The 15005-nt window shown below is 54.8% G+C and carries 14 protein-coding genes and 1 riboswitch; of the genes, 10 read left to right on the forward strand and 4 right to left on the reverse strand.

What is annotated here, in order from left to right:
* Positions 1 to 69 precede the first annotated feature (69 nt).
* From KNP83_RS02685 to KNP83_RS02695, 3 genes are all read left to right on the forward strand, one after another.
* Entirely contained in the window at positions 70 to 921 is an 852-nt protein-coding gene (locus tag KNP83_RS02685; protein ID WP_058764323.1) for a DegV family protein, read from the forward strand.
* Positions 922 to 941: 20 nt separating this feature from the next.
* On the forward strand, positions 942 to 1265 hold the full coding sequence (locus KNP83_RS02690) for a thioredoxin family protein (protein WP_021066467.1): 324 nt from the start codon (positions 942 to 944) through the stop codon (positions 1263 to 1265).
* A gap of 106 nt (positions 1266 to 1371) precedes the next feature.
* Positions 1372 to 2289 carry a DUF5996 family protein gene (locus KNP83_RS02695; protein ID WP_214760307.1) on the forward strand — a complete coding sequence of 306 codons (918 nt, stop codon included), beginning with the start codon at positions 1372 to 1374 and terminating at the stop codon, positions 2287 to 2289.
* Between the two features lie 9 nt (positions 2290 to 2298).
* Here the strand turns inward: KNP83_RS02695 and KNP83_RS02700 are convergent, their stop codons facing one another.
* The 3 genes from KNP83_RS02700 to KNP83_RS02710 all read right to left on the reverse strand — a co-directional run bounded on the left by KNP83_RS02700 (position 2299) and on the right by KNP83_RS02710 (position 6139).
* Positions 2299 to 3027, reverse strand: a complete 729-nt coding sequence (locus KNP83_RS02700; RefSeq protein WP_251139162.1) for a DUF4261 domain-containing protein — start codon at positions 3025 to 3027, stop codon at positions 2299 to 2301.
* 86 nt (positions 3028 to 3113) lie between these two features.
* On the reverse strand, positions 3114 to 5435 hold the full coding sequence (locus KNP83_RS02705; protein ID WP_214760311.1) for an ABC transporter permease: 2322 nt from the start codon (positions 5433 to 5435) through the stop codon (positions 3114 to 3116).
* 5 nt (positions 5436 to 5440) lie between these two features.
* A complete protein-coding gene (locus tag KNP83_RS02710; RefSeq protein WP_214760313.1) occupies positions 5441 to 6139 on the reverse strand; it encodes an ABC transporter ATP-binding protein in 699 nt (232 codons plus the stop codon).
* A 169-nt stretch (positions 6140 to 6308) separates the two neighbouring features.
* On the opposite strand from KNP83_RS02710, the gene KNP83_RS02715 reads away from it, so the two are divergent.
* Positions 6309 to 7142 (forward strand): DegV family protein, encoded by an 834-nt coding sequence (locus KNP83_RS02715; RefSeq protein WP_214760315.1) that lies wholly within the window; start codon positions 6309 to 6311, stop codon positions 7140 to 7142.
* Between the two features lie 127 nt (positions 7143 to 7269).
* A complete protein-coding gene (locus KNP83_RS02720; RefSeq protein ID WP_214760317.1) occupies positions 7270 to 8952 on the forward strand; it encodes a GGDEF domain-containing protein in 1683 nt (560 codons plus the stop codon).
* A 341-nt stretch (positions 8953 to 9293) separates the two neighbouring features.
* Here KNP83_RS02720 and KNP83_RS02725 read toward each other — a convergent pair whose 3' ends face one another.
* Positions 9294 to 9935 (reverse strand): homing endonuclease associated repeat-containing protein, encoded by a 642-nt coding sequence (locus tag KNP83_RS02725; RefSeq protein WP_235045171.1) that lies wholly within the window; start codon positions 9933 to 9935, stop codon positions 9294 to 9296.
* Between the two features lie 452 nt (positions 9936 to 10387).
* Here KNP83_RS02725 and KNP83_RS02730 point away from each other — a divergent pair, with 452 nt between their 5' ends.
* The 5 genes from KNP83_RS02730 (at position 10388) to ribH (ending at position 14936) form a co-directional block, all read left to right on the forward strand.
* Complete coding sequence (locus tag KNP83_RS02730; RefSeq protein WP_214760320.1) at positions 10388 to 11200, forward strand: undecaprenyl-diphosphate phosphatase; 813 nt, start codon at positions 10388 to 10390, stop codon at positions 11198 to 11200.
* Between the two features lie 94 nt (positions 11201 to 11294).
* A riboswitch (FMN riboswitch) is annotated at positions 11295 to 11437 on the forward strand.
* Positions 11438 to 11589: 152 nt separating this feature from the next.
* A complete protein-coding gene (gene ribD, locus KNP83_RS02735; protein WP_214760323.1) occupies positions 11590 to 12669 on the forward strand; it encodes a bifunctional diaminohydroxyphosphoribosylaminopyrimidine deaminase/5-amino-6-(5-phosphoribosylamino)uracil reductase RibD in 1080 nt (359 codons plus the stop codon).
* On the forward strand, positions 12650 to 13291 hold the full coding sequence (ribE, locus tag KNP83_RS02740; protein ID WP_214760325.1) for a riboflavin synthase: 642 nt from the start codon (positions 12650 to 12652) through the stop codon (positions 13289 to 13291). Before ribD ends, ribE begins: the two co-directional genes overlap by 20 nt.
* Positions 13291 to 14475 (forward strand): bifunctional 3,4-dihydroxy-2-butanone-4-phosphate synthase/GTP cyclohydrolase II, encoded by a 1185-nt coding sequence (locus tag KNP83_RS02745; protein WP_214760327.1) that lies wholly within the window; start codon positions 13291 to 13293, stop codon positions 14473 to 14475. The genes ribE and KNP83_RS02745 overlap by 1 nt, the downstream gene beginning before the upstream one ends.
* Positions 14472 to 14936 carry a 6,7-dimethyl-8-ribityllumazine synthase gene (gene ribH / locus KNP83_RS02750; RefSeq protein WP_285801532.1) on the forward strand — a complete coding sequence of 155 codons (465 nt, stop codon included), beginning with the start codon at positions 14472 to 14474 and terminating at the stop codon, positions 14934 to 14936. Before KNP83_RS02745 ends, ribH begins: the two co-directional genes overlap by 4 nt.
* The last annotated feature ends 69 nt before the right edge of the window (positions 14937 to 15005 follow it).

A 15005-nucleotide genomic window follows, 5' to 3' on the forward strand; every position in this document is an offset into this window, starting at 1 on the left:
GGAACGAATCCGAAAAATAAGGTATAATGAGAAAGGAAAAAATTGAACGACCATTGGAGGATTTTTGTTATGACCAAAATCGCATGGATTACCGATAGTATGGCCAATTTCTCGAAGGAAGAGGCGGCCCGTCTCGGTGTCGATATCGTCCCGATTCAACTGATCGTCGATGGCAGCGGCTACAGTGAAGTGGACTTGTCGCTCGAAGACTTGCACCGCTATATGATTGATCAAAAGAAAGAGGCAAAGACGTCACAGCCAATCTTCGGCGACTTCATCGCCCGCTATGAGCGCTTGAAAGAAGAAGGGTACGACTGTGCCATCGCTGTCCATTGCTCGAACGGCTTGAGCTCGACGGTGAAAAACTCGAGTGCCGCCGCCGAAGCGGCCGATTTCAAAGTGTATACGGTCGACTCGCACGCAGCGCTCGAGGCGCAGCAAGAGCTCGTTCGTCTCGGGCTTGCCGCTGAAGCGGAAGGCAAGTCGGTCGAGGAAATCGTCGCCTTGCTCGAGGCATGGCGTGACAAGAAGAACTTCTTCATGATTATCGGCAACATGGAAACGATGCGCCGTGGCGGCCGCGTCTCGTCAGGCGAGATGTTCCTAGCTAACATCTTGAATATCAAACCGATTATCACACTCGATGAGACGGGCAAAGTCATTCCGTTCAAAAAAGCACGGTCGCTCAAGAAAGCATACGCCGAGATGGTGACCGAGCTCGAACGCCGTCACGCCGCGAACGGCATTCACAATAACCGCGTCTTCGTCCAGACGGCGCTCGCCCCAGAGATGCAGGACAATATCGTCGCGCTCATCCAAGCGAAATTGCCTGACATTGAAATCGTCAAGACGCGTTTCTGTCCGTCGATCGCGGTTCACGCAGGGTTTGAGACGGTCGGGATTCTCTGGCTTGACGCATAATTAGAAAAGGGGGACTTTCGATGGAAGCTGTCACCACGCTCACGGCGCTACAAGACCGGATTGCGGACTCGGACCAATTGCTCGTCTACGTCTCGCATCCGACCTGTAGCGTCTGTCACTCGCTCAAACCGCAAGTCGAAGAGATGTTGACGGAGTTCCCCGACATCGAGGCGGTCGCCATCGATTCGGATCAGGTGCCGGAGATTGCCGGCGCCTACTCGATTTTCACCGTACCAGTCGTCCTGTTCTTCCTCGACGGCAGAGAGACGCTCCGTCGGGCCCGGTTCGTCCCGATTGGCGAGCTGACCCATCAACTCGAGCGTCTCCAAGAGATGCGAGGCTAAATCCACAGACACGTGTCTGTGGATTTTTTTGGTTGTCGGAGCCGGACACGGGGAATCAGGAGAGTAGTTGTGTCACTTGTTCGAAGGAAGAAATGGGGAAACGCTCATGAATCTGATCCGCCATTCCGACTGGGCCGACACGAAGCTCACGCTACACCTCTTGTCACAAATTCTAGGGAAACTAAAGCTTGCACTCGCCCCGCAAGAGCCGCAATGGGCCCACGTCACGTTGCCACTCACCGTGAACGGATTCTCGACCGGGCCGCTCTGGAGCGGGGAGACGTTGTTCGAGGTGGACATCGATGTTGCGGCCGGCATCATCACGGTGCACGTCGAGTCAAATCGGACGATGTTTCCGCTGGAGGACGGGAAATCGCTCAAAACGTATTACGCAGAGATCATCGGTACGCTTCAAGCGTCCGGCGTTCGACTCGAACTCAATCCGAAGACGCAGGAGATGCGAGAACTGCGATATCTGGACCGAGATGAGACGCCGCTCGTTTACGATGCCGATGCCGCGCAGAAAGGAGTTCGGTTGTTCCAATACGCCGCGCGGGAACAAGCGGCATTTCTCGCCCCGCTCCGATGCCGAAAAGTGAAACCGGCCTTGTTCTGGGGCACGTTCGATGTCTCGTCAATCATCGTCTACGGGAAGTCCGAGCCGTTCCCGGAAGACAAACTGATCGAGAAAGCGGCGTTCGATGAGCACATGATCGAGTTCGGGTTTTGGCTCGGGGATGCGTCCGTCGACGTGCCGACGTTCTTCATCTTGCCGTATCCGTTCCAATACACCGAGCTCGCCTCGGACCGGATTCAACCAGCGGATGCCTATTATGATGCCGATATGAGCGAATGTTTCTTGTCGCTCGAGAAGGTCGATCGGTCAAGTGACGTCCCAGCGTTCTTCCGGACCTCGTTCGATTTGTTGAGTGAGCAGCTCGGATGGGAAGGGTGCGCACATTATTTCTTGCCGCTCGATATGCCGCCGCAACCAAAACAAGAGCCCACAGACGAACGTCTATGAGCTCTTGTTTTATTCTGCCGTGACTTGAGGCACGAGGTAAATTAAACCGAACGGGTTATGGAGCAAGTTGTCGATGGACGTGCGCTCGTCTTCCCCCATCTCGACCGTGAACGTCTTGCCGTCCTCGAACGTGAAGCTGTCCCCGTCGCCGAACATCGAGCCACCCGAGATGAGGTGGAAATTGAACGAATGGACGACGTGAATCGCGTCTTCGATCTCAAGCGTGGCCGGTACGGCGACGTCGGCGTGACCGAACGCTTTCATGCCCCATGAGACGTATGCGTCTTCTTCTTCCGTGATGGCCGTCAAGAGCGAGTAGTCGAGGGCGAGGTCTTCTTCTTTCGACTCTTGCCACTCGTCTTTCGAATAGGCGACACCAGCCGTCTCGACCATGACGCCGAGGCCGCCGGCGTTCAAGATGGCGTTGGCCGCACGGCGCGCTGCCGCGATGTCTGACACGTCATTGACGTCGACGATCAAATAGACGATGTGCGTGTGACGGGCGATCCCTTTCGCGATTTTCGGTGTGAAGCCGCCCGAACTGGCGTGAATCATCGCCTCGGCGAGGGCAGGGTCGCGCTCGACGACTTCGACCGTGAACGCTTTCCCGGTCTCGTCTTCTAACAGTAACAGACCGGCCATCGTGTAGCCTTCGCTATGTAAACTGATTTGTTCGCTGACTGCCTCGGCCGATGACCAGTTGCCTGGGATGGCGAGCAATACTTGTGTACGGTTCATAAGAATCATCCTCTTCTTCAAATAGTCAGGCCCCTCACAGGGAGAGGCCCGGTCTCTTCTCTTATTATGCCCTATTTGGCGACAAATTATTCTTGATACGTCTTCAATACTTCTTGTAACGGGATTTGATCGATTTTACGACGGCTGACGAACGTGCTCGCAAAGAAGAGGATGGAGACCGCTCCGAGCGTATAGAGCAGGTAGATCCATTCGAATTCGAGTGGCAGGACGAGCCCGTAGTCTTGGGCGAACAAGACGATGATGACGCGCAACACGAACAAGGCGATCGGGATGCTGAGTAGCGCAGAAGCGAGCGCGTAGATGAAGTAACTGTTCAAAATCATCGAACGGACCTCGCGGCGGTCATAGCCCATCACTTTCAACAGCGAGATGACGTAATAGTTTTTCTCGACCGTGAGCGCGGTCAAGACGAACAGGATACTGAAGGCGATCAAGGCAGAGCCGCCGATCAGGACGTTCATCATCAAGTTCATATACTCGTTAATCGAGGTCGATTGGTCGATCAAGCTGTCGCGCGACAAAATCGTCGCATAGTCGGCCTCGTCCGGCCGTTCGGTCGCATAGATGCCGTTGAACAGTTCATCTGTCTCCCCGTCGGACAGTTGGTCGCTCAAACTTGTGCGTGACAAGTAGATAGTGTCGCCCATATATTCATCAGCGATTCCGCGAATCGGGTAGGATAGCATCTCGTCATCGAGTTCGATGTCGAGCGTATCCCCGGTCTCGAGTCCGAGCTTCAAGGCGAGCGAGGCACTCACGATGACCTCGTCGGCGGCGGGCGTCAACACGTCCCCGTTCTCGTCTTCGAGACGATAGAGCGTGTTCGCTTCATCGAGCCCTTTCAACGTGACGAGTTTGTCATCGACAAACGCGAACGGGTAGGTGAGGAACGGCTCTTGTCCGTCACGTAGCTCGGGCTGGGTCGAGGTGAACGACTCATACTCATAGTCGGCCTCGCCAATCTCTCCGACCGTCATCTGGTCGACGGCCCCGTTCATCATGAGCGCGAACACGATGAGGAGCGTCGAGAACAGGATGCCGAGGAAGAAGATGATGAAGCTGCCCGTGCTCTTGACGGCGTATAAATATTTGAACTTCGTCTTGCCGCGGGCGTTGCGGAGCAGGCGGCTGACAAGTCGGCTCAGGCGATTGAGCGATAAATTGTCTCGTGGCGACAGTAAGGCGAGCGCGCTCTCACCCATGAGTTTATAAATGACGGCTCCGGCGACGAGCGCGAAGAAGAGAAGCGGGGCGAAGACCGCGGTGAGAAAGACGAACGGACTTTGAGCGATGGTGATGGATGGCAAGAGATAAAAGTCGAGATACAAGTCTTTGAGCGGGTCGGCGAAATAGAGACCGAGGAAATATCCGACGATGAGCATGACGGTCGCGAACGCCAGGATGAGCACGAGGTACGGCGTCGCGATTTGCCGACGGCTATAACCGATCGCTTTCAAGAGACCGATTTGGCCACGTTCAGACTCGAGCATGTTCGAAATCAGAATGCCGACGATGATGACGGCGATGGAAACGATGAAGAGACTCAAACCGAGTGCCATCGCTTTTCCGGAAGAGATTTCGCTATAGATGGCCCCGCTGCGCATGATATTCTCCGTCTCCATGACCGAGATGACGAACGGGAGCTCGACGTCCGTTTCGACCGTCCCATCGGTGACCCCGGCGAGACGGAACGATTCGGTCCCGTTCATCGCCTCATAGGCGGAATCTGTCATGAACAGGAGCGTCTGTGTGCCCGGGTCGAGATTGAAGAAGTTGTCGTCGAATAGCGGCAACGTATAATCCGGGAACAAGACGAACCCGGTCACCGTGAACGGTTCACCGAGATCGATCGTGTCGCCGAGTTCGATTCCGTTCTTTTCAGCCGATTTCGTATTGATGGCGACCTCATCGTCCGCGCTCGGACGACGACCTGACTCGAGATAGGACAGGTTGATGGCGTCCGCATCCTTTACAACGAGCCCGCGATGTTCGCGGTCATCGAACGTGTAATTGAATAGCTTCGTGGAGCGCAGCTCGAGCGTCACGTCGCCCATCTCACGCTCGACGGCGTCGAGTCGTGCCACCATCAAGTCATCGAACGCTTCCGCGTCGGCCTGTTTCAAGTCGGCGAGCGTATATTTCCCGGAGGCAATAAAAGCGGTCAACTCGGGCGTAGCCGCCTCTTCTTCGGTGACGCGGTTGAGCATCTCGACGGCGAAGTCTTCTTGATTCGAGGACGCCAAAAACTCCTCGGTCGGGACCTCGATGCCGCTGATGCCGTAAAACATCATCGTGTACGTGAGCGAGCTCATGACGATGATGACGGCAATGGCGAGGAGCTGCATCCATTTACCGGCGAGCGTCTTCCATACATTTTTATAGAGCATCTGTCTCACCCCCAGTGGATGTCACGAGCAGATCGTTTCATCGGGTTGTGCGTCAGTTCAATGATTCGACCCGAGTTCATTTTGATGACGTCATCGGCCATTTCGCTGATGCCGGTGTTGTGCGTGATGACGACGACGGTCTTGTCATAGTCCTTGTTCAACCGTTCGAGCAGTTCGAGCACCCGCTTCGAGTTGTCCTCGTCGAGCGACCCGGTCGGTTCGTCACAGAAAACGATGGACGGATTTTTGGCGAGGCTCCGGGCGATGGAGACGCGCTGTTGTTCGCCGCCCGACAATTGATACGGATACTTGTCGCGGGCGGCGGACAGTCCGACCTGCTCAAGCAACTCCTCGATCGGGAGCGGGTTGTCGGATAGGTCGGCCCCGATTTGAATGTTTTCATAGACGGTCAAATTTTGTAGCAGATTATATTGTTGGAAGATGAAGCCGAGATGGTCGCGACGAAACGCCGTCATCTGTTCCGGGGACAGCTCGGTCAGGACGGTATCACCGAACGTGATTGTCCCGGACGTCACCGTGTCAAGTCCGCTGATGACGTTCAACAGCGTGCTCTTGCCGCTTCCGCTCGGACCGAGGATGACGACGAATGCGCCGTCCTGGATTGTCAACTCGATGTCTTTCAACGCCGCCGTCTCGACATCCCCGGTCTTATAGATTTTATTGACGTGCTCGATGTGAATCATGCCGATTCCTCCTTTGTCCGATGCTATCTTTTACCCGTTTCAGGCGTAATCTGGACGGGAATATGTGAAACTTCAAGGGAATTCGTGTTTTGAAAAAATAGTGAAACCGCTTCACCTGTGATAAAATAATATTACCAGGTACTAATTTTGATTGAAGGAGAGCCTTAACATGAAAATTGCGTATATCACGGACAGCACCGTTGTCCTTCCAGATTCGATTCAGCATCACCCGGACATCCATATCGTCCCGCTCTACGTCGTCAAAGGGGATCAACCGTATAAAGATGGGGTCGAGGTCGATGCCAAGACCGTGTACGAATGGATCGATGCGGGTGAACGCGTCTCGACGAGCCAACCGGCCATCGGTGACTTCGTCACATTATACGAAGGGATCAAAGACCAATATGACATGGGCATCGCCGTCCACTTGTCGTCGGAATTGAGCGGCACATATTCAGCGTCGGTCCAAGGCGCCGAGATTGCCGAGTTCAAACTGCTCGCGATTGACTCGCGGGCCGGCATCTATACGATGGGACTCATGCTCGAAGAGTTGATTCAACGTGTCGAACGTGGCGACGCACTCGAGGACGTCGAGGCGTATATGAAACAACGTGTCGAGGACGTCCGTATCGAGTTGATTTTGCAAAACTTGACGCAGATGCAAAAGGGCGGGCGCATCTCGAAGTCGAAAGCGCTCATCGGAAACATGCTGCAGTTGAAACCGGTGCTTCGCTTCGAAGACGGGCTCATCGTCCCATATCAGACAGTCCGGACGTATAAAAAGGCGCAAGCCCAGTTGTTCGAAGCACTTCGTCAAGCCATCGATTCAGGCGAGTGTACGGACGTCTCGATTTTCCACGGGAACGTGCCAGAACTGGCCGAGTCGTGGAAGCGGGAGCTCGGTGACAAAGCCAAGATTCGGGTCGACACGCTCGCACCGCTCCTCGGGGCGCACACGGGTTCAGGTTCGCTCGGCATCTCGTTCTTAAAGGCGAAGAAGTAATCACAAGATCGTGACGAGCGTCACGGTCTTTTTTCATTGTCAAAACTTTCAAACAACGGCTGGAATCTTGAACCAAGAACCTTCATACTATGTAAGAATGATAACGGAAAAAGGAAGGGGGGAGACGATGCGATTTCGGAAGTACCTCGTCAGGAGCTGGTTCTCGTGGTCGATCGTCTTCATGGCGATTCTCACCTATATGTGGCTCGGTATCGGGACGTTCGATTGGTCGCTGTTTTGGTTCATCTTCACGCTCGGTGCCTTGTTCGTCATGAACCCGCTCAAGCGGCGGCACTTACACTTCACGTTTCATGAGATGTTCGTCTTCATGACGTTTTTCTTATACGGTCTGCTCCCGGCTCTACTGATGGGGCAGCTGCTGTTGCTCACGTTCCAGGCCCGGACGTTCGCGAACAAGGTCGGGCGGCGACGATTTTTACATTTCTATCCGCTCAACACGCTGATTGAGGCGATGTTGCTCGTCTTACCAGGTCTCGTCTATTTACGGCTCGGCGGAGAGGTCGGGCCGAACGTTCATCTGCTCGAGCAAGGGACGGCGTTACTCGGCTTCTTTGCTGTCCTGTTCCTCGTCCTCGGATTCAGTTTCCTCCTGTCGCGGTTCTTGATTGGGGAGCGGATTCCGCTCCCGATCATGTGGCGATTGCTCCGTTTCGACTGGCTCGTCATCTCGCTCGAGCTATTGTTCACGATGGTCGCCATCGAGGCGTTCCAACTGTTCGGCTACACCGGACTGATGGCGACGTTCCTCATCCTGTCGCTCCTCAAGATGGGGCTATCCAAAGCGACCGAGACCGAGGAGACGCAGTCGAAAGTCGACCAAGTCGAGCGTTTGAAAGAACAGCTCTATCGGGTCGACAACGAACAACTGCTCATCGAGAAGTTTTGGAACGGCTTGCGGGAAGTCGTCGAACTCGAGCGGGGCTGGCTACAAGTCAATCGCACCGGCGACCGGACGTTCTATGACGTCAGCGGACGAAAATCGAAACCGGTCGGCGACGCCTTCACGCTCGAACGGCACCGGGATGCGGAGGAACCGTATTTCGTGTACGATTCACTTCATGAATGGCATCCAGACCTGCAGGCCCATCAGACCGAGCTTCACCATTCGGCCCTCGTCATTCAGCCTGTGTCGAGCACGACGAACGCCGTCAGTTGCATGATTTCGACGACGGCGAACGGCGCGTATGAAGGGGCGATCGCCGTCGAGATTCATCGACTCTTAAAAACGTTATCTTGGTCGCTCGAACGGATTGACGAGCGGAATCGGCTCCAGCATGAGAGCCTGACCGACCCGATGACGGGGCTGCCGAACCAACGGGCGCTCAAACGTTGGACGAAGGAGCGATTGAACGATATCGGGTCGTATCCGTTGTCCGTGTTCTTGGTCGACTTGGATCACTTTAAGGCGATTAATGACACGTATGGTCATGCGTTCGGAGATGAAGTGTTGATTGAGGCCGGGGCGTTGTTCAGTCGTCTCATCCGGAGCGGTGACCTTGTCACCCGTTACGGCGGCGAGGAGTTCGTCTTCGTCTTTCCACGCATGAACGAGGCAGCCTCGCTTGTGACAGGGGAGAAGATTCGTCAAGCGCTCCGCACACATCCGCTCGGTTCCGAAGGGATTCGGGTCCAAGTGACGGCGAGTATCGGCATCGAGACGATCCATGAGTACGAGGACCTCGACACGCTGCTCCGTCACTCTGACCGAGCCATGTACGTCGGTGCAAAATTCAACGGCCGGGACCGTGTCGCCCATTATCGCGACACGTCGACGGAACGGATTCAATGATAAAAGGAGAATCTCAATCATCGAGATTCTCCTTTACTTATATTCCATTTGGACTAGACGCATCCGTACATGAAGCTTAATCGGGTTCTATCGTTCGAAGTTTGTCTATCACGCAAGTGAGATGTGTTCGGATTCGCTAACCAAGGCCGGCGCCCGAACTCCTAGGGGAGAGCGATGCAAGGATGACCCCGTAAAGCGCGGCACGCGCTGCGGAGGCATCCGCATCGCCCCAGGAACGGAGGGGGCCGGCTGAGGTGGCCATCATTTGTAATCAAGCAATCCATTGTTAACGCAATAAAGGAGGACACCGGATACCCGGCGTCCTCCTTATGAATGAAAGATTATAATTTCTGATTGAAAATTTCTGACTCGACCGCGTGAATCGCAGCCGACCACGAACCGTAGCGATGAAGAATCGCTTTCGTAGATGGTTTGTTGTTCCGTTTTGCCCATTCGCGATACGCTTCGAATGAAAGAGAGAAGCCCATCTCGTGAATCGCTTCACGGAGTGCGGTGGAGAGCTCGGATTTCGAGTAGGTCACACTCGCTTCAAGTCCGGCTTCGGCGCAGGCGTCATGCCACGAACCGAACGTCTTGACGATATGGTAATGGCTCGGAGCTTTCGGATGAAGTTTGCGCCATTCCTGATACTTTTTCAGCGTGATAATCGATCCCATGTCGCGCGAGTAGAGAGCCAGTGTCTCGATGATATCTTCACGCGTGTACTTTGGCATCTTGTCCGGGAGATCGACAGTCGCCTCGCCGTGCCATTCGTAACCGGCGATGGCAAGCGCCTCGGCCCATGACCCGAACTGTCGGATAATCGACTCGGGAGACGGCCAGCTTTGTTCCATCGCGAAGCGACGATACACAGAGCGTCGTGGACGTTCCTTTAACAAGTCGCCGAGCAGCCTAATGCAGTGAATCATCCTCTGCTGTTCGGTGGACAAGTGGTGGGATTTAGTGGATAACGTTTGACTCAATGATGGTTCCTCCTTCCATGGACTCATATCTGAACCGACAAAGATGACGAAATTGCTGCTACAATCATACTATCGGCCAGTTTTTACAATTTATAAGTGCATTGTTCAAGTTTTTTAAACTGATTTTATGAATCATTAGGTCTAAAGTCCTGTTACTACTTTGAAAAAATGGTAACAGTTCTATTACAAATTTAATATTAAATGGGTTCAATTGTAAACAAAAAGTTTTATCGTGGCTAATATGTAATAATCTGTACGAAAAAAGTACCCAACTGGCTAATGGGGTCATCACCGTCGCACCAGTTGAGTACTCTTCTATAATAAATTTAATTTTCAGACTAATCAAATGAAAGTTTTGAAAATAACGATTTTTTTTGAAAGGGTGGTCAGTGAAACGGACGGTCTGCTAAAATAATGGAATTGATGTAAAAAAGAAAAGAGGATATTACGATATGACAATATGGTTATTTTATCTACTGCTCGGCTTGATTCAAGGGTTCACCGAGCCGATTCCGATCTCATCGAGCGGTCACTTGGTCATCTTCCAAGAGCTGTTTGATATTCAATTACCGGGTCTCTCCTTCGAGATTTTTGTGAACTTCGCCTCATTGCTCGCCGTGTTGACGATTTATCGGCAGGATGTCGTCCGTCTCGTCGTCAGTCTGTGGACGTTCTTGTTCAAAAAGGACCGCAGTGACGAGACGATGGTCGACGTCAAGTTCATCGGGCTGTTGCTCGTCGCCACGGTCCCGGCCGGCGTGCTCGGTGTCTTGTTCGGCGATTGGATCGGCGAGACGCTCAGCGGCGTCGCCACAGTCGGGTATACGCTCATCTTGACGGGTCTCGCGCTCTGGTTCATCCGCAACATGCGCGGGAACAAAGGCGACGGCGGCATCACGCTTCGCGACGCCATCTTGATTGGTCTCGCTCAAGCGGTCGCACTCATCCCGGGAATCAGTCGTTCTGGGGCGACGATCGTCATGGCGATGCTCCTCGGTATCAAGCAAGAGTCGGCGCTCCGCTTCTCGTTCTTCCTGTTCATCCCAATCAGTCTTGGGACGATGATTTTAGACGGGCCGGCGCTGTTCACGAATCCAGAGACGCGCGATTTGTTCGGACCGCTCATCTTGGCGTTCATCGCCTCGTATGCGCTCACGGCCATCTCGCTCAAGTGGTTCCAACACATCATAGCGAAAGGCGAGCTCAAATATTTCTCGTTCTATTGCTGGATCGTCGGTCTCCTCGTCGTTTTATTCTTGGCTTGATGCACAAGGCGCTGCTCACACGAGCGGCGCTTTTTTTGCGCATTTCGTTTTGCCATCCCTTTATTTTTGCGCTAAAGTGGAGACGTACAAACAAATATTCCTTCGGGGTCGGGTGAAAGTCCCAACCGGCGGTGATGGGCGCGAGCCTTAAGTCCGTGACCCGGGCGCACGTGTGCGAACGGTGGATCTAGTGCGATTCTAGAGCCGACAGTATAGTCTGGATGGGAGAAGGAAACATGACAGGTCCACGCGACCTGTAGTTCGTCGTACGTTTTTCTGTAAAGAAAACGCTTATTTGGCTTGCCCAAATGACGACGGACGACTCCCACCGAGACCTTGAGGATCATTCCTTGAGGTCTTTTTGTTTGTACGAAACAAGGAGGGAGATTATGAAACAGTACATGCAACAAGCCATCCAATTGGCCAAGTCCGCCTCTTCGACCGGCGTCAATCCGCGCGTCGGGGCCGTCGTCGTCAAAGACGGTCGGGTCGTCGGGTTCGGCGCCCACCTGAAGGCAGGAGAGGCGCACGCCGAAGTGCACGCCATCCGCATGGCCGGTGCTGCCGCCTATGGCGCGACGATGTACGTCACACTCGAACCGTGCTCGCATCATGGCAAGACACCGCCGTGTGCCGATTTAGTCGTGGAATCGGGCATCAAACGGGTCGTCCTCGCGATGACCGACCCGAATCCGCTCGTGTCCGGGCAAGGCATTGCTCGGTTGAAAGCGGCCGGAATCGATGTCGAGGTCGGGTTGCTCGAGAGTGAGGCACGAGCGCTCAACGTGGCGTTCTTGCGCTCGCTCGAGACGAAACGGCCGTACGTCATCTTGAAGACGGCGACGAGCCTCGACGGCAAAGTCGCCCTCGATACCGGTGACAGCAAATGGGTGACCGGGACGGAAGCGAGACGGGACGTCCATGAACTGCGGGCGACGGTCGACGCGGTGTTGACCGGTGTTGGCACCGTGCTCGCCGATGACCCGGCCCTTACCGTCCGGCTCGACCGCGAGACGACACAACCGCTCCGAATCGTACTCGACCGCGATTTACGCACGCCGATCTCGAGTCAGCTTGTCCGGGCGGCGAATGATGTGCCGGTGCTACTCTACACGACGTCTGACGATCAAACGAAGCGGGACGCGTTCATCGAGCGCGGCGTCGAACTTGCGGTATACACATCGCTCGACGCTGTCCTGCAAGACGTCTACGCACGCGGTATCGGTCGTCTGCTCATCGAAGCGGGACCGACACTCGTCACCTCGCTCTTGGATGGACAGTTCGTCGACGAGTGGGTCATGTATCAGTCGCCACGCGTATTCGGCGGCAAGGGCGGATTTTACCGCTCGCATCATGACGGTCCGCTCGATGCAATCAATCGATATGACGTGCAATCGGTCGAAACCGTCGGCACCGACATCAAACTCATCATGCGAAAGGGAGAGTCCAATGTTCACGGGAATCGTTGAAGAAATCGGTAGTGTCAAGGCAGTGAAACGGAACGGTCCGTCGCTTCGGCTGACACTTAGCGGAAAGGTCGTATTAGAAGACGTAAAACTCGGTGACAGCATCTCCGTCAACGGGATTTGTCTCACTGTGACGACGTTCGACCGTGACAGTTTCTCGGTCGACGTCATGCCGGAGACGCTCAAGGCGTCGAGTCTCGACGGGGTCCGCCCCGGTACGAGCGTCAACTTGGAGCGGGCGATGCCCGCGAATGGACGCTTTGGCGGTCATTTCGTATCGGGTCACGTCGACGGCGTCGGGCGTATCGTCAAAAAACGGTCACTCGCGAACGCCGTCTATGTCGACATCAGCTGTGAATCATCACTCCTCCGCTATATCGTCCCGAAAGGTTCGATTTCAGTCGACGGGACGAGTTTGACGGTGTTTGATGTCACGGAACGCGGCTTCACGTTGTCGCTCATCCCGCACACGTACAGTGAGACGGTGCTTGGGATGAAACAGGCCGGGGACGCGGTCAATTTGGAATGTGACATGTTGGCTAAATATATGGAAAAACTCGTAAGTCAAAAACCGATGACGCTCGAATCACTGGCGTCACAAGGATATGGAAAGGCGGGATGGTAATGTTCCACTCGATCGAAGAAGCAGTCGAAGACTTGAAGATGGGACGCCCCATCATCGTCGTCGACGATGAGGACCGGGAGAACGAAGGGGACTTCGTCGTCCTCGCGGATAAAATGACAGCGGAGACGATGAACTTCCTCATCACGGAAGGGAAAGGGCTCGTCTGCGCCTCCCTCGCCGAAGAAGTGGCCGTCCGGCTCGACTTGCAGCCGATGGTCGCGAACAGTACCGACCCGCATGGCACGGCGTTCACGGTCAGTGTCGACCACGTCGATTCGACGACGGGCATCTCGGCGAGCGAGCGGGCCCATACGGTGCGCGAACTTGCGAATATCAACGCCCGTCCGGCCGATTTCCAACGTCCGGGACATATCTTCCCGCTCATCGCGAAAAAAGGTGGCGTCTCGGTCCGGCGCGGACACACGGAAGCGTCGGTCGATTTGGCGCGACTCGCCGGCAGTGAGCCGGTCGCCGTCATCTGCGAGATCATCCGCCCGGACGGCGAGATGGCCCGGGTGCCTGACCTTGAGCGCGTCGCCGAAGAACATGATTTGAAATTTATCACGATTGAGGCGCTCGTCCGTTATATGGAGACGGACCTCGTCGAACGGGAGGCGGACGTCGCACTCCCCTCGGTGAAAGGGGACTTCCGATTAATCGGGTATCAGAACGTCCTCGACCGGGAAGAACATGTCGCGTTAGTGAAAGGTGAGCTCGACCACGCACCGCTCGTCCGGATTCATTCTGAGTGTCTAACGGGCGACGTCTTCGGCTCATACCGTTGCGACTGCGGACCACAGCTCGACGCGGCCATGTCCCGCATCGAGGCCGAGGGCGGAGTCGTCCTCTATATGCGCCAAGAAGGTCGCGGCATCGGTCTGCTCAATAAATTGAAGGCGTATGAGTTGCAGGAACAAGGGCTCGATACGGTCGAGGCGAACGTCGCGCTCGGTCTGCATGCCGATTTGCGTGATTATCGCGTCAGTGCGGCGATGTTGCGGGACCTCGGCGTCACGAACGTCCGGCTCATGACGAACAATCCGGAGAAGGTCGACGCCTTGGAGGCGTGCGGCATCACGGTCATCGAACGGGTTCCGATTCTCGTCGGCGCTCATGCCGCGAACGAGAAGTATAGATTGACGAAACAACAAAAAATGAACCATTTTGGAGGAGAAGAACAATGATGCATACAATCGAAGGAAACTTGGTCGGAAAAGGCTTGAAAGTCGGAATCGTCGTCGGACGGTTCAATGATCTCATCACGATGCGCTTGCTCGACGGGGCAAAAGACGCGCTCAAACGTCACGGCGTCGAACAAGATGACGTCGAGCTCGCGTTCGTCCCAGGCGCGTTCGAGCTCCCGCTCGTCGCGAAGAAGATGGCGATGAGCAAGAAATATGATGCCGTCATCACGCTCGGTGCGGTAATCCGTGGGGCAACACCTCACTTCGATTATGTCTGCAGCGAAGCAGCGAAAGGTGTCGCTCAAGCGAGTTACCAGTCAGAAATACCTGTCATCTTCGGTGTCTTGACGACGGAGACGATCGAGCAGGCAATCGAACGGGCCGGGACGAAAGCCGGGAATAAAGGTTGGGAAGCGGCAACAGCGGCTATCGAGATGGCCAACTTGATGCGCGCGTTTTAATCAACAGGGGGAGAGCGAAACGGCTCTCCTCTTTTTTGTCGTTAGCGACGCATGCGAGCCGGGAAAAGG

The organism is Exiguobacterium sp. s146 (assembly GCF_018618415.1).
Lineage (GTDB): Bacteria > Bacillota > Bacilli > Exiguobacteriales > Exiguobacteriaceae > Exiguobacterium.